Below are 26,577 nucleotides of genomic sequence, written 5' to 3' on the forward strand. Positions count from 1 at the left end.
ATACCATTGGTGGTAATAATAGCGGCACTGGAAGCATTTACTTCGCCCTAGGAGATCTGACGTGTCGCTCACTCGTCGTGCCGTGCTGAAGTCTGCTGCTGTTGCCGTCCCCCTTGCCGCGCTGCCCACGGCGCCGGCGTTGCCCGCGTCCGCTCGTGGGTTGCGTGAGCCTGTGGGGATCGGGCGCCTGGCCGACAAGATCGAGGCGGGGATGGCGAAGTACGCCATTCCCGGGGTGGGGCTGGGGGTTTGGTACCGCGGCCGCGAGTACGTTCGCGGGTTCGGCGTGACCAGCGTGGACACCAAGGAACCCGTCTCCGCCGACACGGTGTTCCGGATCGGGTCGACCACCAAGACGTTCACCGCCACCGCGATCATGCGGCTGGTCGAGCGCGGCCGGATCAGCCTGGATCGGCCGGTGCGCGCGTACCTGCCGGAGTTCGCGACGCAGGATGCTTCGGTCGCGGCGCGCGTCACCGTACGCCAGCTGCTGAACCACTCGGCCGGCTGGCAGGGCGACTACTTCGAGGACACCGGTGACGGCGACCAGGCGCTGGCGAAGTACATCGCGGACATGACGAAGGTCCCGCAGCTCACACCGCTCGGGAAGGTGTTCTCGTACAACAACGCGGCGATCGGCGTGGCCGGGCGGATTCTCGAGGTGGTGTACGGGAAGCCGTACGAGACCGCCGTCCGCGAACTGGTGATCGACCCACTGGGCCTGGCGCACAGCCGGTACTTCCGGAGCGAACTGACCGGCTTCAGCGTCGCCGCGTCGCACAACATCGTGAACGGCAAGCCGGTGGTGGAGCCGTCCTTCGACCGAGTCCCCCGGGGCTTGCATGCGGCCGGTGGTCTCATCTCCAGCCCCCGGGACCAGCTCCGGTACGCGCGGTACCACCTTGGGCACCGCGCACTCCCCCAGCTGCTGAGTGAGCGCGGCCGACTGGCCATGCAGTCGCACCCAGGGCCTGGCGGCACGCTGTTCGTCGAGCTGAATGGTGTCGGCGTCAGCTGGATGCTGCGGCCGACAGCGCAGGGCCCGCTGGTCGTACAGCACGGTGGTGACTGGTCAGGGCAGCACTCCGGGTTCCTGTTCGTACCGCAGCGGGACTTCGCGATCACGCTGCTCACCAACTCGGAGAGCGGTCCCGCGCTGGTGGCGGAGCTGTTTGCCGATGACTGGGCTCTGCAGGAGTTCGCAGGCCTCAACAACCTGCCCGCAGTACCGCAGTCGCTTCCGCCGCGTCGCCTGGCGGAGTACGTGGGTACGTACGTGGCCCAGCAGATCGGCTTTGACGGCAAACCGGAGGACATCACACTGGACCTCGCTGCTGACGACGGGCAGCTGACGGTGAGCCTGGGTGGACAGGTGGGGAGCCGGTTCGCCTTCTACCGCAAGGACTACGTACTGGCACTCGCGCCAGACGGCACTCCCACCCACACTCGCGCCAACTTCGTCCGCGGTAACAACGGCCGGGTGGAGTGGCTGCGCTACGGCGGCCGCCTCTTCCGCTGGCACCCAGCCGGCAGCCGCCAGTCCACCTCCTCAGTAGCCAAGCTCCACACCCGCGTGCTCTAAGCGGTCTCCACCATCCACAGATGCCCGTCCGGGTCGGTGAAGGTGGCCAGGTACGCCCATGGCTTCCGGGTGGGCGCGGTCACCTGCACTGCCCCGGCGGCCACCGCTTTGGCGGCCAGTGCGTCGACAGCGTCGGTGCTGTCGACATGCAGGCTGAGAATGCACTCGCTCTGCCCAGGAGGCGCGGCAGGCTGGTCGCCGAGCACCCAGCCGAACCCGCCGGTCGGGATGAGCATCAGGTTGACCCCCTCCCCCAGAGCGAACTGCAGCGGCTCCGGGAGGCCGTCCTCGTGGAGTTCGTCGCCGACCGGCTTCAGGCCGAGCGCCTCCTGGTAAAAGGCGTACGAACGCGGCCGGTCCGCGATCGGCAGGCTGATGATCATCGGCGTACTCCCTCGGTGAAGCGCTCGGCGTCCGGTCCGAACAGGTGGTCTGGTGGCAGCGTACGGCCGCTCACGACCAGCAGGAGGTCCTGTGCGGTTCCGGTCAGTGCGCGCCCCTCGCCGTACGACCAGTCGAGGTCCGTGGCGCGCAGACGTACGCCGGACAGGTCCACACCGAAGTACTTGACCAGCCGCGGCTTCATCGCGCCGAGGATGAACCGCAGCCGGTCCGGCGGTACCTGGCGGTCGATGCCCAGCGCAACGGTCACGTCGAGGCCGTGGATCACGTCGTGCGACAACGCGCCCTCGTAGCCGCCGCCCGGTGGTTTCCACGGGTGCCGCACGTTCTGCCGCAGACAGTCCACCAGCTCGGCCGCCGACAGCTCGGCGGCGTCCTGCCGCGCCTGCCGGTCGGCGTACCGGTTGAACTTGCCGCCGGCCTTCATCAGCCCGGCGAAGAACCGCGGCCCGGAGATCCGGTACTGCATGGTGATGTGCGCGATGACCTCCCGGACCCGCCAGCCGTCGCACAGCGTGGGCTTGTCCCAGTCCGGTTCGGGCAGTGCGGCGAGCAGTTCCGCCAGCTCGGTCCGCTCACCTGCCACTGCTTCTCTGATGTCCGTCATACCCCACCGACGAACGAGGTCAGCCCCGGACAGACACCTCTTGCAATCTTTTTTCCAAGTACCCGCGCTCGGCGTCTGTTGTCGCGAGCGCGATGGCTTCCCCGTACGCGGCTGCCGCTTCGGACCAGCGCTCCAGCCGGCGCAGGAAGTCCGCACGGGTCGCTGGGAGCAGGCGGTAGCCAGTTAATGGTCCAGCAGCGAGCTGATCGACCACGCGGAGCCCTACAGCCGGCCCGTCGGCCATACCGATGGCAACAGCACGGTTGAGCGCCACAACCGGTGTCTGTGGGAGCTGGGCGTACAGGGCAGCGATCTGCGACCAGTCAGTGTCAGCGGCCGTCGGTGCGGTCGCGTGACACGCGGCGATAGCCGCCTGTACCTGGTACGGGCCCGGTGCACTACGGCCAAGAGCAGAGTCGAGTACGTCGACACCCTCAGCGATCTGGTCGTGGTCCCAGCGCGTACGGTCCTGGTCTTCCAGCGTGACGAGCACACCGTCCGGTGTGAGCCGGGTGTCGCGACGTGCATCGTGCAGGAGCATCAGTGCGAGCAGTCCAGCCGCCTCTGGTTCGGCCGGCATCAACTGGACGAGCAGCCGGGCCAGTCTGATCGCTTCACCACTCAGAGCGGACCGTACGACATCCGAGTACCCCTCGTTGAACAGCAGGTACAGCACAGCCAGTACCGCAGGAGTCCGCTCCGGCAGGAGATGCGCCGGCGGCACCCGGTACGGGATGCCGGCGTGCTGGATCTTCTGCTTCGCCCGGGTCAATCGCTTCGACATAGTCGATTCCGGTACGAGAAACGCCCGCGCGATCTCGGCCGTAGTCAAACCAGCCAGCGTCCTTAGCGTCAACGCCACCCGTGCTTCCATCGCCAGTGCCGGATGGCAGCACGTGAACATCAATCGCAGCCGGTCGTCCCGCACCTCGTGCGGCGGCCCGGACTCAGCCGGAGTCGCGGCGAGCTCCCGGAGCTTCTGCGTACCTACTGCCTCGCGCCGTAGCCAGTCGATCGCCCGGTTCCGCGCGGCCGTGGTCAGCCAGGCACCGGGCCGATCCGGAACGCCGTCCCGCGGCCACCGCTCCAGCGCGGCAGCGAACGCCTCCTGGGCGCATTCCTCGGCCAGCTCCCAGTCCCCCGTCAACCGGATCAGGGTGGCGACCACCTGGCCCCACTCCGCCCGGTAGATGTCCTCGAACGTCACGCGACGCCTGGTGGCAGTTCCAGCAGTGGGCGGATCTCGATGGTGCCGTAGCCGGCCGCGGGATGTTTGGCCGCGATCTCGATCGCCTCGTCCAGATCGGCGCAGTCGATCAGCACGAAGCCGCCGATCTGCTCCTTCGTCTCGGCGAACGGCCCGTCGGTGAGCAGCAGCTGGTCGTCGCGCACCCGCAAGGTGGTTGCCTCGTCCGGCGGCCGCAGCCCGGCGCCGCCGACCACGACACCCCGGTTCTCCATCTCCTCGGTCCAGCCGCCGCAGCCGTCATTGGCGTGCTCCGCGGCCGATTCGTCTCCACAGATCATCAGCAGGTACTTCACCTGGCCATCCTCGCAGGTCTAGCGTCGAGTGGAAGGAACCGGCGAAACGCGGGCGGGGAGGGACAGGCGATGACAGGCCGAATCGTGCACTTCGAGGTGCCGTACGACGACGGTGAGCGAGCGCGGACGTTCTACCGCGAGGCCTTCGGGTGGAACCTGATGGAGATGCCCGAGATGAACTACACGATGGTGTCGACCGGCCCGGTGAACGAGCAGTCGATGCCGTCCGAGCCCGGCTTCATCAACGGCGGGATGTTCCAGCGCACCGACCAGCTGAGCCGGCCGGTGCTGACCGTGGACGTACCGGACATCGACGCCGCCTGGAAGGCGATCGAGAGTCTCGGCGGCGAGCGGGTCGGCGAGAAGATGCCGGTCGGCGACATGGGCTTCGCCGCGTACTTCAAGGATCCGGAGGGCAACGTCCTGGGACTCTGGCAAACTTCTTAGGCACCCATCGTCTGCAAGCGCCGCATCGAGCCGTAGCGGCTGGTCAGCCGGTCGAAGTCGGCCGGGTCGAACAGTTCACAGGTGCCGGCGCCGTAGCTCTTCGCGGCCTCGACACAGAACCGGGCGGCCGACTCGACACTGGCCAGGTCGGTCGCGCCGGTGCCACAGCCCGGTACCGCGGTCTCGGTGGTGATCGCGACACCGACCACCGGCGCAGCGGTAGCAGTACACGGCTGCAGGATCGAGTTCACGTGGTACACGTCGTTACCGTACGGCGTGATGTCCTGCATCGTCAGCGGCAGCACGGCCGGCAGCCGCCCGGTCACCTGGGACGCGAGCTCGAGCAGGTCCTCGCTGACCCGGAGAATCCAGCCTTCCTTGACCGTCGGCGAGATCGCGAACCCGTGGTGGTTGACGATCCGGTTGCCCTTGGTGGTGTCGACCGACAGCACCGCCTCCATCGCCGCCTCGACCTCGTGCTCGTTCATCGCGCCGACGTCCACCGGCGAGTCCATGAATGGCACCGGGTCGTGCGGCCGGGTCGGCGCGTCCGGGCAGACATGCGTCGCCACGATCACGTCACCGGGCAGCTGGTCACCGCGGCGCGTCATCGAGCCGAGCTTGCCCGCGACCGCGAGCGCCACCAGCGCGCCGTCGCCGTCGGACACGAACCCGATCCGCTCCGGGCGCGCGCCGAGCCCACCGAGCCGGCCGATCACGCCCAGGGTCGGTACGTCACCACCCGCGAGCCGGCCGCGGCTACCCGGGATGACTGCCCGAACGAAGTCGGTGCTGCCCTTGTCGCCCTGCACAGTCGTCACGCTGACATCGTCGACGCCCTGCTTACGCAGCCAGGCCGCCACCGACTCACCGGACGCCGACGCATCATCCAGTAGGTCATAGAGGTCAAGCACTTCACGCCATGGCATATGTGTCTCCTCGAATAAGTGGGATTGCTCAGCAGAGTTCTGCGGTGAGGCGGGCGACGACGGAGCGCGAAAGCACCACCGGTAGACCGGACGCAGCCGCGGCGGCGGCCCGGTGCTCCTGCGTGTAACCCATGCAGTCGAGCACCACGAGCTGCGCGCCCTCCGCAGCCAACTGACGTGCTGCGCTCTCCAGCTCGGTCAGCCCCGGCTGGTACGGCGTGGCCCAAGCCACCTTGATCTTCTGGTCCAAGTGCGCGAACTTCTCGTACGACTGCTGCTCCTGCTCCGCCAGCGGACACACCACGCCGACAAGCGAGTCACCGGCCAGAGCGGTCAGCCCCGCGGTCAGTAGCGGCCCAGCAAGCAGTAGCGGCCGGCTGTGCCGGAACGGCGGGAAGTCCCCAGTGCAGACGAGCAGTACGACATCAGCGCCGCCTGCTTCGAGTATGTCGATCGCCGCCTGCAGCCGTACCAAGATGCCGGCCCGGCCGATCACTACCGACGAACCGTCCCGCAGCCGCGTAGTCAGTGTCTCGTCGCCAGGTACAGGTGCGAGCGCCGCGATCTCCGCAGTACTCAGACCATCCAGCGCACCGCGCTCCCGTACCTCTAGCGACGACGGCAACCACTGCAGTAGCTCCGGGAACATGTCGCTCCGCGGCGACTGCCCAATAGTCACCACACCAAGAACCGTCACGCGACAGCCTCCTTGGTACCGGCCTCGACCAGCTCGCGCCGCCGGGCGCGGTCCAGCCGCGCACGCGGGTCAGGCGACGGCACCGCTGCCAGTAGGGCTTTCGTGTACGGGTGGGTCGGCGCCGCGAACACCTCTTCCACTGTCCCGTGCTCAACGACCTTGCCCTGGCTCATCACCAGTACGTCATCGGCAATCAGCCGTACTACTGACAGGTCGTGCGAGATGAACACGTACGCCAGACCGAGCCGGTCCTGCAGGTCCTTCAACAGCTCAAGCACCTGTGCCTGCACAGACACGTCCAACGCGGACACTGGCTCGTCGCACACCACCAGCGACGGGTTCAACAGCAACGCACGGGCAATGCCGATCCGCTGACGCTGCCCACCGGAGAACTCATGCGGGAACCGCTGCAGGTGATCGGCTTCCAGTCCGACCAGCTCCATCACCTCGACCAGCCGATCCCGAATCCCGGTGGTATCCAGGTCGGTGTGCAGTCGCAGCGGTTCGGCAAGTGTGCGTTCGATGGTCCAACGCGGGTCCAGCGACGCGTACGTGTCCTGGAACACGATCTGCATCCGGGACCGCATCGCCCGCAGTTCTGCATCAGAAAGCCCGAGTAGATCAACCCCGTCGAACCGCACCGCTCCGGAGGTCGGCTCGTGCAGCCTGAGCAGCGCCCGTCCGGTGGTGGACTTACCAGAGCCGGACTCCCCCACGATGGCGAGCGTCCGTCCCGGCGCGACGCTGAAGCTCACGCCGTTCACCGCAGCAACAGCTTCGGTACGCCGTCCGCGGCGCCGGCGCCCTGGGAACACCTTGACCAGCTCGGACACCTCCAGCAACGGTGTCTCATCGGCAGGGCGTGCATCCCGCACCCGCTCCCGGCTGGACGGCAGGAAGCTCAGCAGCCGCTTGGTGTAGTCCGCCTGCGGTGACTCGAACAGCTGCTCTACCGGTGCGGTCTCCTGCACCTGACCGTTGTGCATGACGGTGACCTCGTCACAGGTCTGTGCGACGACTCCGAGGTCGTGAGTGATCAGCAGCACCGACGTACCGTGCTTCTGCTGCAGGTCCATCACCAGCTCGAGGATCTGCAACTGAGTGGTGACATCCAGCGCGGTAGTCGGTTCGTCCGCGATGAGCAGCTTCGGCTCACAGGACATCGCCATAGCGATCATCACCCGCTGCCGCATCCCTCCGGACAGCTGGTGCGGGTAGTCACGCAGTACTCGGGCAGTGTCGCGGATACCGACCATGTCGAGCAGTTCGGCGGCCCGGTCCGCCGCCTGGCGACGGGACAGCCCGAGGTGTACGCGCAGCGGCTCCATGACCTGGTCCGCGATCGTCAGCACCGGGTTCAGCGCAGTCATCGGCTCCTGGAAGATCGTGGCGATCTCCTTGCCACGGACCGCCCGCAGCGACCGGTCCGACAGGTTGGTGAGGTCCCGCCCGTCGAACTCGATCCGTCCACCGGTCACATGGACGGACCGCCGTGGCAGCAGCCTGGTGATCGTCATCGCGGTAACGCTCTTGCCGCTGCCGGACTCCCCCACCAGGCCGAGCATCTTGCCCCGCGGGATGCTCAGGCTGACGTCACGGACCGGTGTGATCGGGCCGCGCGAGGTGTCGATCCGTACGGTCAGGTCGGTCAGCTTGAGCAGGTCACTCATCACGGACCCCGAGGTACCGCAGCGTCGTCAGTGCATACGTCTTGGCGGCCAGTACGACATCAGCAACCGGTGCACGCTCGTCGAAGCCGTGGATCGTCGCCAGCTCAGCCGGTCCGTACTGCAGTACCGGAATGCCATGGCTGCGGAACGTACGCGCATCAGAGGACGCCCATTGCAGTACGCCCTCAGCTGGTTCACCGGTGAGCTCCCGTAGTGCGCTGACCAGCTCCACCACGATTGGGTCGTCCGGCAGCGTCCAGTTCGGCTCACTGCGGAACCCGAGTGGCTCCACAGTCGCCTCAACCCCAGCAGCAGCTAGCAGTTCGTCCACGCGGGCCAGCACCTGCGCCCGGCTCAGTCCGATCGGTACGCGGGTGTCGATCTCGACGACGCACTTGTCGGCTACCACGTTGGTCGCCGAGCCGCCGGTGATCTTCCCGACGTTGATCGTCACGTGGTCGAACACCGCACCGATCCCCGGCGCGTACCCTTCCCGCTCTTCGGCGAACCGCTGCGACAGTGCGATCAGCTCACGGACGTCAGCCGGTGCGTCCGGGACCATCTCCCACAGCCCCTGCAGCGCGACAATCGCCTTCGCAGCCTGCAAGTTCGCATTGGTACCGTGCAGCGGCTGCAGGCTGCCGTGACCAGGCCGGCCAGAAACAGTCAGCCGGAACCAGTTGCTGCCCTTCTGCCCGATGGTGGGGTGCGTACGCTCGGCCGGTTCCGCGATTACCGCACCGGTCGCACCGTCCAGTACGCCCTGGTCGAGCAGCCAGTCCGCACCGAGCGGTCCGCCTGCTTCCTCATCCGGTACGGCAGCGAGCGACAGCCGCCCATTGAGCGGTACGCCGAGCCGGTGCATCACCACGTACGCATGGATGATCCCGGCGAGACCGGCCTTCATGTCGCTGGCGCCCCGGCCGCGCAGGTACCCGTCCACCACGTCACCGGCGAACGGCGGGAAGCTCCAGCGACTCACATCACCCACCGGTACGACATCCGAGTGACCGGCCAGCACCAGGTGACGGTCACCCGCCGGACCTTGGTGGGACACGATGCTGAGGCGTCCCTGCCCGGCGTCGTGCACGTCGACGTCCACGCCGGCCTTCCGCAGTACGGCCGCGATGAACTCACCGACCTCGGTGCAGTCACCCGGCGGGTTCTCGCTCGGAATCCGGATCAGATCACCGGCCAGCTCGATCAGGTCGTCGGCAGTCCGTTCGATCTCGTCGAGAACCTGCTGCTCCCAGCTCATTTGGTCACGCTCAGCTGGAAGAAGCGGACGATGCCGTCCGGATACGAGGTGTACCCGTCGAGCCCGGCCCGGTGCGCGACGACGATGTTGTACTCGTACAGGTACGCCCACGGTGCCTTGGTGTTGATTTCCTGCTGCGCCGTCCCGTACAACTTGTTGCGCTTGGCAACATCCGGCTCGGTCGCGGCCTGTTGCCAGGACTTGTCCACCACCGGGTCGGAGAAGTTGGCGTAGTTGCTCGAGCCCTGCGTGGTCAGCAGCAGACCGAGGTGGTAGCCGGGATCGTTCACGAACGACGTCCAGCGGGTGATGTACGACTGCACCTTCCGGGTGTCGAGCGCCTCCAGGAACTGCGGCCGGGCCATCTTCTTGATGTTCATCTTGACGCCGATCTTGGCCAGCTCGGCCTGGATCAGCACCGCGTCGTCGTTCCAGTCGTCGAACCCGGAGCCGAGCGTGAAGTCGAAGCTGAAGCCCTTCGACAGCCCGGCCTCGGCGAGCAGCGCGCGGGCCTTGTCCAGGTCGTGGCTGTAGGTGTACCCGGCGTCGCTGAAGCCCGGCGTGGAACTGGCCACCGCCGACTTCATCGGGGACGCCTCACCCTTCATCACGTCGTTCAGCAGCTTGTCGTACGGGATCGCGTACGAGACCGCCTGCCGGACCCGCGGGTCGTCGAACGGCTTGATCTTGTTGTTCATCGCGAAGAACAAGATCTTGTTGCTTGCCCGCGAGTCGATCACGACCCCGTCGGAGCCCTTCAGCGACTGCACGTCCTTCGGCGGCACCTCGAGCGCCAGCCCGACCTCGCCCTTGCGCAGCAACTGCACCCGGTTCGACGCCTCGGCGATGAACTTCACGTCCACCTGGCGCAACTTCGGCTTGGCACCCCAGTACGACTCGTTGCGCGCCATCGTCGCCTCGGTGGACGGGTCCCACTTGGTGATCTGGTACGGCCCGGAGCCCGCGGTGTTGTTGGCGAGCCACTTGGCGCCACCGTTCTGGGTCACCTTGTCCATGTCGATGATCGAGAACGAGTACATCGGCAGGATCTGCAGGAACAGGTGGTTCGGCGCCGTCAGGTCGATCTTTACGGTGTGCTCGCCGGTCTTCGTCACCTTGGCGATGCCGGCCATCTTGTACAGAAAGCTGGCCGAGCTGGACGCCTTGATGTGCGCGAACGACTTCACCACCGCGTCCGCGGTCACCGCCGCGCCGTCCTGGAACTTCGCGTCGTCGCGCAACGTGAAGGTGTACGAGGTGTTGTCCGCGCTCGCCTTCCAGGACTTGGCCAGCATCGGCACGATCTCGTCGGTCTTCGCCTTCGGCTGCGCACCGTCGGTGGTCCGCCCGTAGGTGACCAGCTGGTCGTACGCGGCCACCACGAAGGTGTCCGAGGTGACGTCGTTCGCCTCGGCCGGGTCGAGCGTCTTGCCGCCTTCGGAGTACGCGGCGACCAGGGTGTCGCCGGCGTCCGGCTTGCCGCTGCCGCCGCTGTTCGCGTTCGCGGCACACCCCGAAACCGCCAGTGCCGTCACCGCCGCGAAGGCGAGAATTGTCCGCTTCATGCGGGGTCTCCTTCTCATTTGCTGGTCCTCAGGCGCGGGTCCAGGACATCGCGGAGACCGTCGCCGAGCAGGTTGAAGCCGAGGATCGAGGTGGCGATCGCGAGGCCGGGGAACGTGGTCATCCACCACTCGCCGCTGATGATGTAGCCGCGGCCGTCGGAGATCAGGACGCCCCACTCCGGGTCCGGCGGCTGGGCGCCGAGGCCGATGAAGCTGAGCGAGGCGGCGGTCAGGATCGCGTACCCCATGCCGAGGGTGGCGCGGACCAGGATCGGCGCCAGCGCGTTCGGCACGATGTGCCGGATCAGGATGCTGCGCGCGGGCAGGCCGATCGCGTGCCCGGCCTCGACGAAGTCGCGCTCCCGCAGCGACAGCGTCTGCCCGTGCACGATCCGGGCGAACTCCGGGATCCCGACGATGCCGACGGCAACCATCGCGCTGACCATCCCGGGCCCCATCGCGGCCGCGATCGCCATCGCCAGCACCAGCGACGGGAAGGCCAGCAGCATGTCCATCAGCCGCATCACCAGCCCGCCGGCCCGGCCGCGAACGAACCCGGCGAAAGCACCCAGCGGTACGCCGATCAGCAGCGAGATGGCGATCGCGATCAGCCCGGTCCAGAGCGAGATCCGGCCGCCGGCCAGCACCCGGGAGAGCAGGTCGCGACCAAAGTTGTCCGTACCGAACGGGTGCGCGAGGGTCGGGCCCTGGAGCAGCCCGCCGGCGCCGGGCTGGGTCGCGCCGTACGGGAGCAGGTCCGCGAACACGGCACCGAGCGTCCAGAGCGCGATGAACACCAGCCCGACGACCGCCAGCTTGTTCCGGAGCAGCAGCCGCAAGGTGGTCTGCGGTTTCACAGCCGGTTGCGCTGACTGGGCCGACTCGGCTGTTTGGGGTTCAAGAGCTGTCTCAGGCATCGGCGATCCTCGGGTCCAGACGGGCGTTGACCAGGTCGACCAGCAGGTTCGCCGCCAGGTACACGACGGCCGCGACCAGCGTGAACGCCTGGACCGGCGCGTAGTCGGTGGCCAGTACGGACTGCACGACGTACGAGCCGATGCCCGGCCAGGTGAACACGGTCTCGGTGATCACCGCGCCGCCCATCAACTGCCCGAACTGCAGCCCGGAGATGGTGACGATGACCGGAGCCGCGTTCCGCAGCGCGTGCTTGAGCGTGACGACCGAGGGTTTCAGTCCCTTCGACACCGCCGTACGGACGTAGTCCTGACCGATCACCTCGAGCATCGCGGACCGCGTCATCCGCGCGATGATCGCGGTACTGCCCGTGGCCAGGCAGAGCGCCGGCCAGATGATGTGCGACAGCGACGACCGCAGCGCCACCATGTCACCGGTCATCAGCGAATCGACGATGTACAGCCCGGTGATGTCGGTCGGCGGGTTGACGCCCTCGGACACCCGCCCGAGCGGCGCCGGCGCCACGCCGAGCTTGTTGTAGAAGACCACGATCACCATCAGGCCAAGCCAGAACAGCGGCATCGACGCACCGAGCAGCGAGAACACCCGCCCGGCATGGTCGACCGGCCGGTCCCGGCGGGTCGCGCTCACCACACCGAGCGGTACGCCCGCGAGCAGCGCGATCACCAGCGCGACCAGGGCGAGCTCCACGGTCGCGGGCAGCCGGGAGGCGAAGTCGGAGGCCACGCTGTGACCGGTGTGCCAGGCGTAGCCGAGGTTGCCGTGCAGGAGGTCGGAGAAGTACTGGACCAGCTGGACGTGCAGCGGCTTGTCCAGACCCATCTCGGTCCGGATCTTCGCCACCACACTCGGGTCGGCCTGGTCGCCGGCCAGCGTCCGGGCCGGATCGCCCGGCAGCACCCGGGTGAGCACGAAGATGCACACCACGACGCCGATCAGCGCGGGCACCATCGCGGCCACGCGACGCAGGACGAGGTTCATGCCGAAGACATTCGGGGGTAACCTGCGCTGGCTGCAACGACTTCCCGTTATCTGAGAGACCAATTCAATAATCGGGCCGGGGCGGCTACGGTTCAGGTGTGAACGACGACGCACAATCACCGTTGCAGACGGTCGACCGAGCGCTGCAGGTGCTGATCTCGTACTCCGAGCGGCGCCGGGACTGGGGCGTGATGGAGCTGTCCGACGAGCTCGGGGTCGACAAGTCCTCGGCGCAGCGCCTGCTCGCGGCGCTCGCGTTCCGCGGGTTCCTGCGGCCGGATCCGATCACCCGCCGGTACAGCCTGGGCCCGACGATGTGGCGGATGGCGGCGCTCTGGGAACGCACCGGCGGTCTCGCCGCGCTCGCCGATGGCGTCCTCGAACGGCTCGCCCGCGACACCGACCGGACCACCACGTTCACCATCCCGGACGGTTTCCACGTCCGCTGCATCGCGGCCGTCGACGGTGGCGGCGGTCCGCTGCGCAGTCACCCGCTGGTCGGCGACCTCTACCCCGCCCATGCCGGCGCGACCTCGCGTGCGTACTTCGCCTTTCTGGACCGCAATGAGCGGCGGGCGCTGCTGTCCGGACGGCCGTTCGCGCGGTTCACCGACCTGACCGAGGTGGACGAGGCCGCGCTGGAGCGCAGCTTCGAGGAGACCGTGCAGACCGGTTGGGCGTTCTCCGACGGCGAGTACGACGCGGCCACCCGCGCGATCGCGGCGCCGGTCCGGCTCGGCCGCCGCCCGATCGGCTCGCTGACCGTCGCCGAGGGCAAGAACGAGGACCTGCCCGGCGACATCCGGGACCAGGTCCCGCGGTTGCTGGAGGCAACCGAAGAACTGAGCAACCTGCTCGCCCACCGCACACCCGCGGCCCGCCGCCGCTGACCCTTGGGGACCTCTGTGGAACTGCTTCTGCTTTCGAACTCCGCCACGCACGGACAGCCGTTCCTGGCGCACGCGCTCGATGCCCTTCGCGAAGTGCTGAAGGGCATCGACGACGTGGTGTTCGTGCCGTACGCGCTGGCCGATCACGACGGGTACACCGCGACTGTGCGGTCCGCGTTGGAGCCCCTCGGCGTACGTGTCACCGGAGCGCACTCCTCGGCGTCGGCGCTGGAATCGGCGCAGGCGGTGTTCGTCGGCGGCGGGAACACGTTCCGGCTGGTGAAGACGCTGCACGAGAGCGGTGAGCTCGCGGTCATCCGGTCGCGCGTTCGGGGCGGGGCTCCGTACATCGGGTCGAGTGCGGGGACGAACCTGGCCGGACCGACGATGCGTACCAGCAACGACATGCCAATCGTGCAGCCGCCGTCCTTCGAGACGCTCGGCCTCGTGCCGTTCCAGCTCAACCCGCACTATCTCGACCCGGACCCGACGTCCACGCACCAGGGCGAGACCCGGGAGAAGCGGATCACCGAGTTCCTGGAGGAGAACGATGTGCCGGTGCTGGGCATCCGCGAGGGCACTTGGCTGCGGTTGCACGCCGGCACGCTGACGCTCGGCGGCCTGCCGGCCGGGGCCCGGCTGTTCCGGCGGGGCATGGCTCCGGAGGAGATCGCGACCGGTACGGACCTCTCGGAGTTGTTGAACATCACACCGCGCTACGACGTACACGAGTAGTTCACGGTCGAGTGCCTAGACTGCCGGTGTTGGTAGTTCGGTGGCTCTCGGGAGGAACTTGTGCCTGACCGTATACAGACCATTGCGTACCCGGCGCCCGGGTCGCGGCCGTCGCGGCGGGATCTGGAGCCGCTGGCGCCGCATGTGATCGTGCTGTTCGGGGCGACCGGTGACCTGGCCAAGCGCAAACTGCTGCCCGGGCTGGCGTACCTGCAGCAGTCCAAGTTCGCGCCGGACGTGCGGATCATCGGCACGGCCACCGAGGACCTGACCGCCGACGAGTTCCGGGAGCGGGCCCGGAAGGCGGTCGAGACGTTCGGTACGCACAAGATCAGCGACGACGAGTGGGCGCAGTTCGCGGAGCGGATCGACTACGTGCCGGTGACGGCCGGGCCGGAGGCGCTGGCGACCGCGGTCAAGGCCGCCGAGGAACTGCTCGGCCCGGACACCCGCCGGCTGCACTACCTCTCGGTGCCACCGAAGGCGGCCCAGGCGGTGATCGCGATGCTGCGCGACGCCGGCCTGGTCGAGCGCGCCCGGGTGGTGATGGAGAAACCGTTCGGCGACGACCTGGCCAGCGCGATCGAGCTGAACGACTTCGTGCACGAGACCTTCGACGAGTCGCAGATCTTCCGGATCGACCACTTCCTCGGCAAGGAAGCGGCGCTGAACATCCTCGCGTTCCGGTTCGCGAACGGCCTGTTCGAGCCGATCTGGAACCGGAACTTCATCGATCACGTCCAGATCGACATCCCGGAGTCGCTCGGCCTGGACCAGCGCGCCACCTTCTACGAGCCGACCGGCGCGTTCAAGGACATGGTCGTCACGCACCTGATGCAGGTGATGTCGTTCGTCGCGATGGAGCCGCCGACCGCGCTGGAACCGCGGGCGATCTCGGAGGAGAAGAACAAGGTCTTCCGCTCGATGCTGCCGCTCGACCCCACCTGCGTGGTCCGCGGGCAGTACTCCGGGTACCGGAGCGAGGACGGTGTCGCGCCGGACTCGGACACCGAGACGTTCATCGCTCTGAAAGTGGAAATCGACAACTGGCGCTGGGCCGGCGTGCCGTTCTACCTGCGCACCGGCAAGAAGATGGCCGAGGGACAGCGGATCATCTCGATCGCCTTCAAGGAGGCGCCGAAGACGATGTTCCCGGCCGGCTCCGGCGTCGGCTCCGAGGGACCGGACCACCTGACCTTCGACCTGGCCGACTCGTCCCGGGTGTCGCTGTCGTTCTACGGCAAGCGCCCCGGCCCGGGGATGCGGCTGGAGAAGCTGTCGATGCAGTTCTCCACCCAGGAGACCGCGGGCGCGGCGGACGTACTGGAGGCGTACGAGCGGCTGATCCTTGACGCGATGCGCGGTGACCACACCCTGTTCACCACGGCCGAGGGCATCGAGTCGCTCTGGGACCGTTCCGCGCCACTGCTCGAGGACCCGCCGCCGGTCAAGCCGTACCAGGCCGGGACGTGGGGTCCGAACGCCATTCACCAGCTGATCGCGCCACGCGCGTGGCGGTTGCCGTTCGAGCGGGAGTGGCGGGAGTAGTGCGCGAGATCATTGTGGCCGGGATCGGTGCTGGTGATCCCGAGCAGGTCACCATGCAGGCGGTGTCGGCGCTGCAGCGGGTCGATGTGTTCTTCGTCCTGGACAAGGGCGAGGTCAAGCAGGAGCTGGTCGACCTCCGCGCGGAGATCCTGCGCCGGTACGCGACGAAGGACCATCGGGTCGTCTTCGGCAAGGACCCGGAGCGGGACCGCAGTACGCCCGCGTACGTCGAAGCCGTCGACGACTGGCGGCGGCGCCGGGCCGATGTCTGCGCGGAGCTGATCGCGTCCGAGCTCGGCGCGGACCAGGTCGGCGCGTTCCTGGTCTGGGGCGATCCTTCCCTGTACGACAGCACGCTGGCGATCCTGGACGACATTCTGGCCCGCGGCGAACTGAGCTTCGAGATCGAGGTGATCCCCGGCATCAGCAGCGTCTCCACCCTGGCCGCCCGGCACCGCGTCGGCCTGAACCAGGTCGGCCGCCCGATCCACATCACCACCGGCCGCCGCCTCGCCGCCGGCTGGCCGGCCGACGCGGACGACGTCGTCGTCATGCTCGACGCCCAAACCGCCTTCACCGAACACCTCGACCAGGACGCCACCATCTACTGGGGCGCCTACCTGGGCACCCCCGACGAACTCCTGATCTCCGGCCCCCTCCACGAAGTCGCCCCCCAAATCGAAAAGACCCGCACCGAAGCCCGAACCCGCAAAGGCTGGATCATGGACACCTACCTCCTGCGACGACCTATACCAAAGGTGTAGTTGTTCTGGCCGTCGGGTCGACGCGGGGGGTGGTTCGGGTGGGCGAGGCTGCGGGGTATGACTAAGAGACTGTTGGCGATGGTCGCGGCCGTGGTGGTTCCGGTTGGGTTGTTGGTGGTGGGGGCCGGGGCCGGCGAGGCCGCGCAACCGGGTGTCGCACAGCCGGGACCTGTGCTTACTGATAAAGGGCTGGTGGCGGGTAAGGCTGTCGGGAAATCCCTTGTGTACGACGGGATTCCTTATGCGGCGCCGCCGGTCGGGGCCTTGCGGTGGAAGGCGCCGCAGGCCGCGCGGGCGTGGAGTGGTGTACGGGCGTCCGCGCTCGGGAATGTTTGCCCGCAGCAACCGAACCCCGAGGCGCCGAAGGGGTCGGACGCCGAGGACTGCCTGTACTTGAACGTGACGACGCCCGCCAAGCCGTCCGTCAAGCCCCGGGCGGTCGTGGTGTGGATTCCCGGTGGCGGATTCTTCTCCGGCGCCGGCAGCAGCTACGAGGCGTCCAAGTTCGCCGCCCGCGGTGACGTGGTGGTGGTGACGGTCAACTACCGGCTCGGCATCTTCGGCTTCTTCGGGTACCCAGGGCTGCCGGGCTCCGGCACATTCGGCCTGCAGGACCAGCAGGCGGCACTGCGCTGGGTGCAGCGCAACGCCCGCGCGTTCGGCGGTGACCCGCGGAACGTGACGGTCGCGGGTGAGTCCGCCGGTGGCATGAGCGTGTGCGCCCAACTGACCTCTCCGACCGCCACCGGGCTGTTCTCGAAGGCGATCATGCAGAGCGGCTCCTGCGCGTTCAACTGGGCCGACAACAGCCAGTACCCGGGTCAGCAGGCGGACTCGCCGTTCGTTCCGGTCAGCCGGGTAGAGGCGAACGGCAAGGAGTGGGCCGCAGGCAAGAAGACGGAGCTGGGCTGCAAGCCGGGTCAGTCGACGCTCCAGTGCCTCCGGTCCGCGAAGGCCGGCGCGCTGGTTGACGACATGCTCCAGTTCACCCAGATCGGGTACGGCGGTACCGCGGTGGCGCCGTACAGCCCGGCCAAGGCGATGAAGGCCGGTCTGTTCCACCGGGTGCCGATCATCTCCGGGAACAACCACGACGAGGCAGACGGCTGGATGCCCGCGTTCGGCGAGATCAAGGACTACCCGAAGCTCGTCGCGGACATGGTCGGTCCGAAGAAGGCCGCCAAGGTCCTGCAGCACTATCCGCTGTCCCGGTACGCGTCACCGACCGCGGCGTGGAGCGCGGTCACGACGGACCGGATCTGGTCGTGCACCCAGGTCGCGACAGATCAGCACGCGGCCGGCCGAGTGCCGGTGTACGCGTATGAGTTCGCCGACAAGCACTCACCGATCGCAGGGCCTGGTCAGGGCGCCGCACATGCCACCGAACTGCCGTACCTGTTCCGGCTGGGTGGGTACGACGTACCGCTGTCCGCGACGCAGCAGAAGCTGTCGAACCAGATGATCGACTATTGGACGACGTTCGCCCGCACCGGCAACCCGAACGGCCCGGACCGCCCGCACTGGTCCCCCACCGGCCAGCGGTCGATCAGCGGCCTGTCACTCGCACCGACCGACCAGAGTGGCATCCACCCGGTCAACCTCAGCACTGAACACCAGTGCGACTTCTGGGCGGGTCTAGGTTCGTAACGGGTCACTCGCCACGGCCGCCGTCGATCAGTTCGCGGAAAAGCGACGCGTTGGTCGCCGCCGATCGCAGTGTCGCGAAACCGCGAGCCGGTGGCGGCCTCGGGCGGTTGCCTGGAGGCATGACAGTTCTGACACCGCCGGCCGTTCGCTGGTTCGGGGTGGGCGCGGTGACGCTGGGCATCTTCGCGATCGTCACCACCGAGATCCTTCCGATCGGCCTGCTCACCCCGATCGGCGCCGACTTCGCGCTCACCCCCGGCCGGACCGGCTGGCTGATGACCATGCCCGGCCTGGTCGCGGCAGTCGCCGCACCGGTCGTCACCCTCGCGACAGCCCGTCTGGACCGCCGGCTGATGCTCTGCGCACTCATGGTCCTGCTGGCCGCCGCCGGCTTCCTTGCAGCCGTCGCACCGGTCTTCTGGTTCGAGCTGATCGCCAGGTTCCTCGTCGGACTGACCATCGGAGGTTTCTGGTCGATCGGCGCCGGTCTAGCCGGCCGACTGGTCCCGGAGCGGGCGGCGACGCGGGCGACTGCTGTCATCTTCTCCGCAGTGCCGCTCGGTTCAGTGCTCGGCGTACCGGCTGGGACGTTCGTCGGTGAGCTCGTCGGCTGGCGTACGTCGTTCGCTGCCCTTGGTGTACTCGCGGTCATCGCCCTCGTGGCGCTCCGTACGACGGTGCAACCGCTACCGCCGCTCCAGGTCACCCGGGCATCCGTACTCGGCAAGGCGCTTCGTGGCAGCCGCAATGCGCTCATCGTCACTTGCCTGGTCGTCACGGCGCATTTCGCCACGTACACGTACGTCACACCGTTCTTGCGCGACGTAGTACGCCCGGAGCTGATTGGGCTGTTCCTGCTGGTCTACGGTGCGGCCGGGCTGATCGGCAACGTCGTCGCTGGTCTGTACGCGGGGCGGCGGCTGATCAGCACGTTCACCACCTGCGCGGCGCTGATCGCCACTGCGACGTTGCTGATGCCGGTCGTTGGGCGCAGTACGGGCGGTGCGTTGTTGTTGCTGGTCGTTTGGGGACTCGGGTACGGCGGCGTACCGGTCTGTTCGATGAGCATGTTCGCGCGGGCTACACCGGAGTCGCCTGAGGCAGCGACGGTGTGGTTCACCTCCTCCTTCCAGGCGGTGCTGTCGGCCGGCGCACTGCTTGGTGGGCTCGTGGTGGACGCGTGGTCGGTGCAGGTCGTGATGGTGGCCGGTGGAGTCTGTGCGGTGCTGGCGGTCGCGGTCCTGCTGTGGTCCAGAACACAGCAGGTTCCGGGCACGTAGCATCACCGCTGTGGCGAGAACAGAGGCCGACCGATGCCCTGGTGTGCTGGCAGTGCACCAGGCGGTTGATGGCGGGCTCGCACGGGTGCGGGTACCAGGAGGCCGGCTGACCTGCTCGCAGCTGGACGTACTACGACTAGCCGCCGCTGACCTAGGTGATGGACGTCTGGAACTCACCTCGCGCGGCAACGTACAGCTCCGTGCACTAGGTCCTGACGGTCCGCGAGAGCTCTCGGATCGGCTCTACGCGGCCGGACTGCTCCCATCCCTCCCCCACGAACGCGTGCGGAACATCCTGGCCTCACCGCTCTCCGGCCTGGACGGACAGTCGGCGTACGACGTACTCCCGGTAGCGACTGCACTTGACCAGGCACTGTGCGACCGCCCTGCGCTGGCTGCACTACCTGGACGGTTCCTGTTCGCACTGGATGACGGGCGGGGCGATCTGGCCGACGTACGCGCCGATGTCGCCGTGCGCGCATTGGACGACCGGACTGCCCTGCTGATCCTCGGGGCTCGTGCTGTGCGGGTGCAGTGGACCGACGTACCTGACCTGATGCTGGCTGCTGCGGAGGCGTTTCTGGCTGTCCGCGACCAGGAGTGGCGGATCGCGGAGGTACCGGACGGCGCGCAGCTCATACTCGAGCGGCTGGGGCTGGAGGCGGAGGAGCTGCCGCCAGTCGAGTCCACGCGGCTGACGGCTGGGGTGCACGGCGCGGCTCTGGTTGTGACGGTGCCGCTGGGGAGTTTGACGCAGGAGCAGGCCGCTGCGCTCAGCCAGGTCGGCGGTGAAGTGAGGGTGACGCCCTGGCGCTCGGTAGTGGTTCCTACGGACCGCACTGGACTAGAGGACGTGCGGCCGGATGACGCCGGGCTGGTGGACGTGGGGTTGGTGATCGCACCGGACTCGGTCTGGGAAGGTGTCACGGCCTGTGCCGGTCAACCGGGGTGCGCGAAGGCGCTGGCGGATGTCCGGGGCGATGCCGCCCGCCTACTCCCCCAGCTCACGCGGCGCGGCCGGCGCGTACACCTGTCCGGCTGTGAGCGACGCTGCGGCAAACCCGCTGGAGACTTTGTGGATGTGCTTGCTGGACCCGACGGATACCTGGTGAACGGGGAACGGTTGTGAGTGACGAGTACGTGCGGGACGGCGCGGAGATCTATCGCCGGTCGTTTGCGACGATCCGGAGCGAGGCGGCGCTGGACGGGCTGCCGGCGGACGTGGCACAAGTAGCCGTTCGGATGATTCACGCGTGCGGGATGACCGACCTGGTCGCCGATCTGGCCTGGTCGCCCACCGTGGTGAAGAACGCTCGCGCCGCGCTGCAGAACGGCGCGCCGATCCTCTGTGACGCACAGATGGTCGCCGCCGGGGTCACCCGCCGTCGGCTGCCGGCGGACAACGAAGTGATCTGCACACTGCAGGACCCTCGCACCCCGGCCCTCGCGCAGCAGCACCGAACCACCCGCAGCGCCGCCGCCGTCGACCTCTGGCTCGACCACCTCGAAGGCTCGGTTGTTGCCATCGGCAACGCTCCGACCACACTCTTCCGGCTGCTCGAGTTGATCGCCGCCGGCGCACCCCGCCCAGCTGCGGTCCTCGGCATCCCGGTCGGCTTCATCGGCGCCGCCGAGTCCAAGGAGGCCCTCGCCGCGAACCAACTCGGCCTGGAGTACCTGGTCGTTCGCGGGCGCCGCGGCGGCAGTGCGATCACGGCCGCCGCCATCAACGCGATCGCGAGTGAGGAAGAGTGAGCGGCCGGTTGTGGGGCGTCGGGCTCGGCCCCGGTGACCCGGAGTTGGTGACGGTCAAGGCGGCGCGGTTGATCGGCGCCGCGGACGTGATCGCGTTCCACAGTGCGCGCCACGGACGCAGTATCGCGCGATCGGTCGCGGCCCCGTACCTGACGCCTGGGCAGGTCGAGGAGCACCTCGTCTACCCGCTGACCACCGAGACCACCGACCATCCCGGTGGTTACCAAGGCGCGATGGACGACTTCTACGCCGACTGCGCCGCCCGCCTGGCCGCGCATCTCGACGCGGGACGTGACGTGGTCGTGCTCGCGGAAGGCGATCCGCTGTTCTACGGCTCGTACATGCACATGCACAAACGCCTCGCCGACCGGTACCCGTGCGAGGTCGTCCCCGGCGTGACCTCCGTCAGCGCCGCCGCCGCGGTCCTCGGCCGGCCGTTGTGCGAGCGCGACGAGATCCTCACCGTGCTGCCCGGCACGCTCCCGCCGGACGTACTCGCGGACCGCCTGCGCTCGACCGACGCGGCCGCGGTGATGAAGCTCGGGCGTACGTTCGGCAATGTCCGCGAAGCCTTCGAACTGGCCGGCCGGGCCGACGAGGCCTGGTACGTCGAACGCGCGACCACCGACGCCCAGCGCACCGCCCCACTCGCGGACGTCGACCCGGACGAGGTCCCGTACTTCTCGCTCGCCCTGCTGCCCAGCCCGATCAACAACACCTTCACGCCGCCGGCACCACGCTCCGTGGCAGAGGGATCGGTCACCGTTGTGGGTCTCGGACCGGCCGGGCCGGAGTGGATGACGCCGGAGGTCCGCGCCGCGATCGCCGGTGCCGACGACGTGATCGGCTACACCACGTACGTCGACCGGCTCCCGGACCGCGCCCGGCAGCGCAAGCACGGCTCGGACAACCGGGTCGAGTCGGAGCGGGCCGCGTTCGCGCTCGACCTGGCCCGCAAAGGTTCAGCCGTGGTGGTCGTGTCGTCCGGCGATCCGGGCGTGTTCGCGATGGCCAGTGCGGTCACGGAAGTGGCGTCGGCCCCGGAGTACGCCGAGGTCACCGTCCGCGTACTGCCTGGGATGACCGCCGCACAGGCCGTCGCCAGCCGCGTCGGGGCGCCGCTCGGGCATGACTACTGCGTGTTGTCGCTGTCGGACCGGCTCAAGCCGTGGGACGTGATCGCCCAGCGGCTGACCGCAGCCGCCGCGGCAGACCTCGCCATCGCGATCTACAACCCGGCGTCGAAGTCCCGGACCTGGCAGGTCGCCGCGACCCGGGACCTGCTACTGGAGCACCGCGCCCCGGAAACGCCGGTCGTCGTCGGGCGGGATGTCGGTGGGCCGGCGGAAGCGATCACCGTGACAACACTGGCCGAACTCGACCCGGCAACGGTTGACATGCGCTGCCTGCTGCTGGTCGGCTCGTCCCAGACCCGAACCGTGCCCCGCCCGGCCGGCCCGCTGGTCTTCACTCCGCGCCGCTACCCGGCGACGGTCGGTGATACCAGCCCAGGAGCCGGTTAAATCCGTTCCTCGCCCGTGTCAGCCGGGCCCCGGACGGGTAGGGATCGCGCGAAGCCCGACCAGTGAGGAGCCTGCGGACATGAGCCAGCAGTACCCCGGCGAACCCGGCAGCACCGCCACCATGACCACGCCTGCCGGTGACGCGACCATGGTGACGCCCGTTGGTGATGCCACCAGCACGCAGCGTTACGAAGAGGCGCGGGCGGCGGCGAGCCGGGCGATGAGCACGATCGCGATCGACCCGGACGAGTCGGGCCTGGACGAGTCAGGCGCGGTGCGCGGTCCGGTGCGGCCGAACCCGCCGCAGCAGGACGCTGACCTCGAGCCGGAGTTGCTGTCGTACCGCGGGTTCAAGTTCGGGGCGGCGTTCTTCGGCTGGCTGATCGCGATCGCGATGTCGGTGCTGCTGCTCGCGGCGGTGTCCGCTGCCGCGTTCGGTACCGCCCAGATCCTCGACTACAGCACCGCCGACGCGAAGGCACAGCCCGGCGCGGCCTCGCTCACCGCGGCCGGCGTCGGCATCCTGATGCTCACGATCGCCTTCTACGCCGGTGGATACGTGGCCGGCCGGCTGGCACGGTTCGACGGCGGCCGGCAGGGCTTCGGGGTGTGGGTGATCGCGCTCCTGGTCGGCGCGATCGCCGGCGGCACCGGCTTCCTGCTGGACCACCAGTACGACCTGGTCGGCGAGCTCAACCGGCCGGACGTGGCGCTCTCCAACAGCACCCTCACCCTCGGTGCCGCGGCCGCTGCCGGCGCTCTCCTGCTGTTCACGCTGCTGGCGGCGATCATCGGCGGCAAGTCGGGCCGCCGGTACCACGATCGGATCGACGAACTGCTCTGAGCAGGGCCGGGGTGGTTTCCCGCCGGGTACCGGGGAGGTACACGGGGCTTGTCCGGTGAGGAGAAGCTGACATGACTCAGGAAGACACGATTGTCGATCGGCGCCCGGCCGAAGTACACGCCGATGAGCGCCCTGTACTACCGACTGAGCTCGTGGAGGACCGTGGCGCCCGGGGCGCGACGTTCTTCGGCTGGCTCGTAGCGATCGGACTGGTCGCCCTACTGACCGGAATCGTCGGCGCGATCGCGGCGGCGGTCGACTACGCGGCGACCTTCAACTGGAACGACGTCACCGGCAACGCCGGCACCGCCGGGACGATCGGGATCGCGTCCGGCGCGGTGCTGCTGCTGATCCTGGCGATCGCCTACTACAACGGTGGGTACGTCGCGGGGCGGTTGGCGCGTACCGGCGGCGTACGGCACGGGTTCGGCGTCTGGCTGATCGGGGTCATCGTCACCGCGATCGTCGCGGGCATCGGCTGGCTGGCCGGCTCGCAGTACGACGTACTGCACCGGATGTCCCTTCCGTCACTACCGATCGCCGACCGCACCCTCACCACCGGCGGCCTGATCGCGCTCGCCGCCGCCGTGGTCATCACCCTGATCGCGTCCGTGCTCGGCGGCAAGTCCGGCCAGCGGCGCGCGTAAGCATCCCCGGCTTTGAGAACCCACCGCGCGTTTCCGCGGCCTGAAAACGCGCGGTGGCTTCTCAAGGCGGGGAAGAGTTGGCAGTGGTTCGGTGTTGAGGGTGGTGTGCTTGACGTTGTCGTGATCGGTGCTGGGCAGGCGGGGTTGTCGGCCGCGTATCACCTGGTGCGGATGGGGTTCCGGGCGTACGACGAGGTGGTCGTGCTGGATCGGAACCCTGCGCCGGGTGGAGCGTGGCAGCACCGGTGGAACTCGCTGACGATGCACGACGTGCACGGGATCGCGAACCTGCCCGGTGTGCCGGTGCCCGTGAGCGCTGGTCCGGAGCGGGCGAATGCGTTCGTACCGGGGTACTTCGCGGACTACGAGCGGCGGTTCGAGTTGCCCGTAGTGCGGCCCGTATCGGTGGAGAGTGTGCGACGGATCGATGGCGGGTTCTTGGTGCAGACTTCAGTCGGCGCGTACGAGACTGCCGCGCTGGTGAATGCGACCGGTACATGGGATCGTCCGTTCATTCCTTGGTATCCGGGGATCGAGACCTTCCGCGGGCGGCAGTTGCATACGGCCGATTATCGGGGTGCGGCCGAGCTGGCCGGGCAACAGGTGCTGGTTGTCGGCGGTGGGGCGTCGGCGGTGCAGTTGCTGGCGGAGATCTCCGCGGTTGCTTCGACAACTTGGGTCACTCGCCGGCCACCGGAGTGGCGTACTGGGGAGGATTTCACGCCTGAGTACGGGCGGCAGGTGGTCGCACGGGTCGAGGAACGGGTCCGTGCCGGTCTGCCGCCTCGCAGCGTGGTCAGCGTGACCGGGCTGCATCTACGGCCGCAAGAACAGGAGGCGGCGGAGCGCGGCGTGTACACCAGACTCCCGATGTTCACCCGCATCATCCCTGAAGGCGTCGAATGGTCCTCGGAGCTGGGTTCAGCGAATGCCGGCGGCGGGCGGGTGCTGAAGGTCGACACCATTCTCTGGGCGACCGGATTCCGCGCTGACCTCGCGCACCTCGCGCCGCTGCACCTCCGCGAACCATCCGGCGGCATCCGCATGAACGGCACCGCAACCGCCGCCGACCCCCACCTCCACCTGGTCGGCTACGGCCCCTCCGCCAGCACCATCGGCGCCAACCGCGCCGGCTTCACCGCAGCCCGCTCCCTCCGCACCCTCCTCCGACCCGAACCAACAGCTGTCAGCGCCTGATCACCCCTTTTCCCCTCCCTTCTTTCCCTTCCTTCTCTCTCCCCGACCAACTGTCAGCGCATGATCAGTGTCAGCAGGTCTGTTCCCAGGGCGGTTAGGGCCTGGTTGTTCAAGCGGTAGGCGACGAAGCGGCCCTGGCGTTCGGCGGTGACCAGACCGGCTCGGGTGAGCGCCCGCAAATGGCGAGTGACCTGCGTCGACTGCAGCCCCCACAGCGCCGCGATCTCGCCCGCCGTACGCGGCTCGCTCGCCACCGCCCGGCACACCTGCAACCGATCCGGCGACGCAAGAGCATCCAGCCGCGCCCGGATCTGCTGCGCGGTCGGCACCACCGCCGTACGCCCATCGACCGGATAAATGATCGTCACCGGCGCCCCAGGAATCTCCCCGATGAACAGATGCGGCGCGATGTAGTTGCTCGGGACAAGCAAAAGCGAGCGCGTACTGACATCGATCCGCTTGCTCTGGACCTTCTCGATCACCACGCTGTCGTGATCCCGTACGCCGATCGACCCGTCCAACGACCGCAACATCGCCCCCGCACCATCGCGCAGCGCCAAATCGCGATCGTGCCGACCCCGCGCCGCCAACGCGTCCCGCGACTCCTCCCACACCGCCCCGAACCACTCCTGCCAGCACGCATCCAGCAAATCGACGAACCGCCGCACCGGCTCAGCAGGATCAGTCAGCAACGACTCGACCAGCGCCGCCACGGAACGCCCGCGACTTCGAGCCCAGTGCAGTACGGCATCCGTATCAACCGATCGGCTGTTCAACGGACGCCCGCGCAACGGCCGTACCAGCTCGGCCGCCACCTCCTCCGGCGGGCGCGACCGCAAGCCGGCAAGTTCATCAGCCCAAGCTGGTACGCCGGTAGCGGCCGACGTCGCGAAGAACGTCGCCCGCACCGCACGTACGGTCCAGCTCCATTGCGCCAACTCCGTACGCAACGCAGGCGACAGCGGCGCCGCATCCGCCCACGCGACCCGATCGTGGTGCTCCGGCTCAGCCAGAACGTGCAGCGCACACCCCAACTCGATCAACGGCGACGCCACCGCCCGAATCCGCTCCGGACCCAGCCGCGCGACCCCCGCGAGAACGGTCGGCACTAGGGCGTGTCTCCCGATCCCA

General features: G+C 68.3%; 26 protein-coding genes. 14 read left to right on the forward strand and 12 right to left on the reverse strand.

Annotation, left to right across the window (positions count from 1 at the left end):
* Positions 1–61: 61 nt before the first annotated feature.
* On the forward strand, positions 62–1,582 hold the full coding sequence (locus ABD260_RS16355; RefSeq protein WP_344234389.1) for a serine hydrolase: 1,521 nt from the start codon (positions 62–64) through the stop codon (positions 1,580–1,582).
* On the opposite strand, the gene ABD260_RS16360 is transcribed toward ABD260_RS16355, so the two are convergent.
* Genes ABD260_RS16360 through ABD260_RS16375 form a run of 4 tightly spaced genes read right to left on the reverse strand, consistent with a single transcriptional unit; the run spans position 1,579 to position 4,133 of the window.
* A complete protein-coding gene (locus ABD260_RS16360; RefSeq protein WP_344234390.1) occupies positions 1,579–1,965 on the reverse strand; it encodes a VOC family protein in 387 nt (128 codons plus the stop codon). The two genes, ABD260_RS16355 and ABD260_RS16360, sit on opposite strands and share 4 nt — an antisense overlap.
* Positions 1,962–2,591 carry a maleylpyruvate isomerase family mycothiol-dependent enzyme gene (locus tag ABD260_RS16365; RefSeq protein ID WP_344234391.1) on the reverse strand — a complete coding sequence of 210 codons (630 nt, stop codon included), beginning with the start codon at positions 2,589–2,591 and terminating at the stop codon, positions 1,962–1,964. Before ABD260_RS16365 ends, ABD260_RS16360 begins: the two co-directional genes overlap by 4 nt.
* Positions 2,592–2,610: 19 nt before the next feature.
* Entirely contained in the window at positions 2,611–3,798 is a 1,188-nt protein-coding gene (locus ABD260_RS16370) for an RNA polymerase sigma factor (RefSeq protein WP_344234392.1), read from the reverse strand.
* On the reverse strand, positions 3,795–4,133 hold the full coding sequence (locus ABD260_RS16375) for a YciI family protein (RefSeq protein ID WP_344234393.1): 339 nt from the start codon (positions 4,131–4,133) through the stop codon (positions 3,795–3,797). The genes ABD260_RS16370 and ABD260_RS16375 overlap by 4 nt, the downstream gene beginning before the upstream one ends.
* A 69-nt stretch (positions 4,134–4,202) precedes the next feature.
* Between ABD260_RS16375 and ABD260_RS16380 the strand changes: the two genes are divergently transcribed.
* Entirely contained in the window at positions 4,203–4,580 is a 378-nt protein-coding gene (locus tag ABD260_RS16380) for a VOC family protein (protein ID WP_344234394.1), read from the forward strand.
* On the opposite strand, the gene ABD260_RS16385 is transcribed toward ABD260_RS16380, so the two are convergent.
* The 7 genes from ABD260_RS16385 to ABD260_RS16415 are packed head-to-tail and all read right to left on the reverse strand — an operon-like array spanning position 4,577 to position 12,616.
* Positions 4,577–5,509: a DUF1177 domain-containing protein gene (locus ABD260_RS16385; RefSeq protein ID WP_344234395.1), complete on the reverse strand. Its 933-nt coding sequence runs from the start codon at positions 5,507–5,509 to the stop codon at positions 4,577–4,579. The genes ABD260_RS16380 and ABD260_RS16385 overlap by 4 nt on opposite strands.
* 28 nt (positions 5,510–5,537) lie before the next feature.
* Positions 5,538–6,206: an AroM family protein gene (locus tag ABD260_RS16390; protein ID WP_344234396.1), complete on the reverse strand. Its 669-nt coding sequence runs from the start codon at positions 6,204–6,206 to the stop codon at positions 5,538–5,540.
* Positions 6,203–7,876: an ABC transporter ATP-binding protein gene (locus tag ABD260_RS16395; protein ID WP_344234397.1), complete on the reverse strand. Its 1,674-nt coding sequence runs from the start codon at positions 7,874–7,876 to the stop codon at positions 6,203–6,205. Before ABD260_RS16395 ends, ABD260_RS16390 begins: the two co-directional genes overlap by 4 nt.
* Positions 7,869–9,134, reverse strand: a complete 1,266-nt coding sequence (locus ABD260_RS16400; RefSeq protein ID WP_344234398.1) for a M20 family metallopeptidase — start codon at positions 9,132–9,134, stop codon at positions 7,869–7,871. The genes ABD260_RS16395 and ABD260_RS16400 overlap by 8 nt, the downstream gene beginning before the upstream one ends.
* Complete coding sequence (locus ABD260_RS16405) at positions 9,131–10,699, reverse strand: ABC transporter substrate-binding protein (protein ID WP_344234399.1); 1,569 nt, start codon at positions 10,697–10,699, stop codon at positions 9,131–9,133. Before ABD260_RS16405 ends, ABD260_RS16400 begins: the two co-directional genes overlap by 4 nt.
* 14 nt (positions 10,700–10,713) lie before the next feature.
* Positions 10,714–11,616, reverse strand: coding sequence for an ABC transporter permease (locus ABD260_RS16410; protein WP_344234400.1), 903 nt, complete (start codon positions 11,614–11,616; stop codon positions 10,714–10,716).
* Positions 11,609–12,616, reverse strand: coding sequence for an ABC transporter permease (locus ABD260_RS16415; protein ID WP_344234401.1), 1,008 nt, complete (start codon positions 12,614–12,616; stop codon positions 11,609–11,611). Before ABD260_RS16415 ends, ABD260_RS16410 begins: the two co-directional genes overlap by 8 nt.
* Before the next feature lie 98 nt (positions 12,617–12,714).
* On the opposite strand from ABD260_RS16415, the gene ABD260_RS16420 reads away from it, so the two are divergent.
* The 12 genes from ABD260_RS16420 to ABD260_RS16475 all read left to right on the forward strand — a co-directional run bounded on the left by ABD260_RS16420 (position 12,715) and on the right by ABD260_RS16475 (position 25,446).
* Positions 12,715–13,506: an IclR family transcriptional regulator gene (locus tag ABD260_RS16420; RefSeq protein ID WP_344234402.1), complete on the forward strand. Its 792-nt coding sequence runs from the start codon at positions 12,715–12,717 to the stop codon at positions 13,504–13,506.
* A 15-nt stretch (positions 13,507–13,521) separates the two neighbouring features.
* A complete protein-coding gene (gene pepE, locus ABD260_RS16425) occupies positions 13,522–14,241 on the forward strand; it encodes a dipeptidase PepE (RefSeq protein ID WP_344234403.1) in 720 nt (239 codons plus the stop codon).
* A 60-nt stretch (positions 14,242–14,301) separates the two neighbouring features.
* Positions 14,302–15,789 carry a glucose-6-phosphate dehydrogenase gene (zwf, locus tag ABD260_RS16430; RefSeq protein ID WP_344234404.1) on the forward strand — a complete coding sequence of 496 codons (1,488 nt, stop codon included), beginning with the start codon at positions 14,302–14,304 and terminating at the stop codon, positions 15,787–15,789.
* On the forward strand, positions 15,789–16,553 hold the full coding sequence (gene cobF, locus ABD260_RS16435) for a precorrin-6A synthase (deacetylating) (RefSeq protein ID WP_344234405.1): 765 nt from the start codon (positions 15,789–15,791) through the stop codon (positions 16,551–16,553). The genes zwf and cobF overlap by 1 nt, the downstream gene beginning before the upstream one ends.
* Positions 16,554–16,610: 57 nt before the next feature.
* Positions 16,611–18,200 (forward strand): carboxylesterase/lipase family protein, encoded by a 1,590-nt coding sequence (locus ABD260_RS16440; protein WP_344234406.1) that lies wholly within the window; start codon positions 16,611–16,613, stop codon positions 18,198–18,200.
* Between the two features lie 119 nt (positions 18,201–18,319).
* Positions 18,320–19,480, forward strand: a complete 1,161-nt coding sequence (locus ABD260_RS16445; protein WP_344234407.1) for an MFS transporter — start codon at positions 18,320–18,322, stop codon at positions 19,478–19,480.
* Positions 19,481–19,490: 10 nt separating this feature from the next.
* Positions 19,491–20,609 (forward strand): precorrin-3B synthase, encoded by a 1,119-nt coding sequence (locus ABD260_RS16450; RefSeq protein WP_344234408.1) that lies wholly within the window; start codon positions 19,491–19,493, stop codon positions 20,607–20,609.
* The gene (locus tag ABD260_RS16455) at positions 20,606–21,235 is read left to right on the forward strand and encodes a precorrin-8X methylmutase (protein WP_344234409.1); all 630 of its coding nucleotides are present in this window, start codon (positions 20,606–20,608) and stop codon (positions 21,233–21,235) included. The genes ABD260_RS16450 and ABD260_RS16455 overlap by 4 nt, the downstream gene beginning before the upstream one ends.
* Positions 21,232–22,758 (forward strand): precorrin-2 C(20)-methyltransferase, encoded by a 1,527-nt coding sequence (locus tag ABD260_RS16460; protein WP_344234410.1) that lies wholly within the window; start codon positions 21,232–21,234, stop codon positions 22,756–22,758. The genes ABD260_RS16455 and ABD260_RS16460 overlap by 4 nt, the downstream gene beginning before the upstream one ends.
* A gap of 79 nt (positions 22,759–22,837) precedes the next feature.
* Complete coding sequence (locus tag ABD260_RS16465; protein WP_344234411.1) at positions 22,838–23,602, forward strand: hypothetical protein; 765 nt, start codon at positions 22,838–22,840, stop codon at positions 23,600–23,602.
* A 71-nt stretch (positions 23,603–23,673) separates the two neighbouring features.
* Positions 23,674–24,249, forward strand: a complete 576-nt coding sequence (locus tag ABD260_RS16470; protein WP_344234412.1) for a hypothetical protein — start codon at positions 23,674–23,676, stop codon at positions 24,247–24,249.
* Between the two features lie 105 nt (positions 24,250–24,354).
* Positions 24,355–25,446, forward strand: coding sequence for an FAD-dependent oxidoreductase (locus ABD260_RS16475; protein WP_344234413.1), 1,092 nt, complete (start codon positions 24,355–24,357; stop codon positions 25,444–25,446).
* A 53-nt stretch (positions 25,447–25,499) separates the two neighbouring features.
* Here the strand turns inward: ABD260_RS16475 and ABD260_RS16480 are convergent, their stop codons facing one another.
* Positions 25,500–26,555 (reverse strand): ArsR/SmtB family transcription factor, encoded by a 1,056-nt coding sequence (locus ABD260_RS16480; RefSeq protein ID WP_344234414.1) that lies wholly within the window; start codon positions 26,553–26,555, stop codon positions 25,500–25,502.
* Between the last annotated feature and the right edge of the window lie 22 nt (positions 26,556–26,577).

The organism is Kribbella hippodromi, from assembly GCF_039531045.1.
Classification (GTDB): domain Bacteria; phylum Actinomycetota; class Actinomycetes; order Propionibacteriales; family Kribbellaceae; genus Kribbella; species Kribbella hippodromi.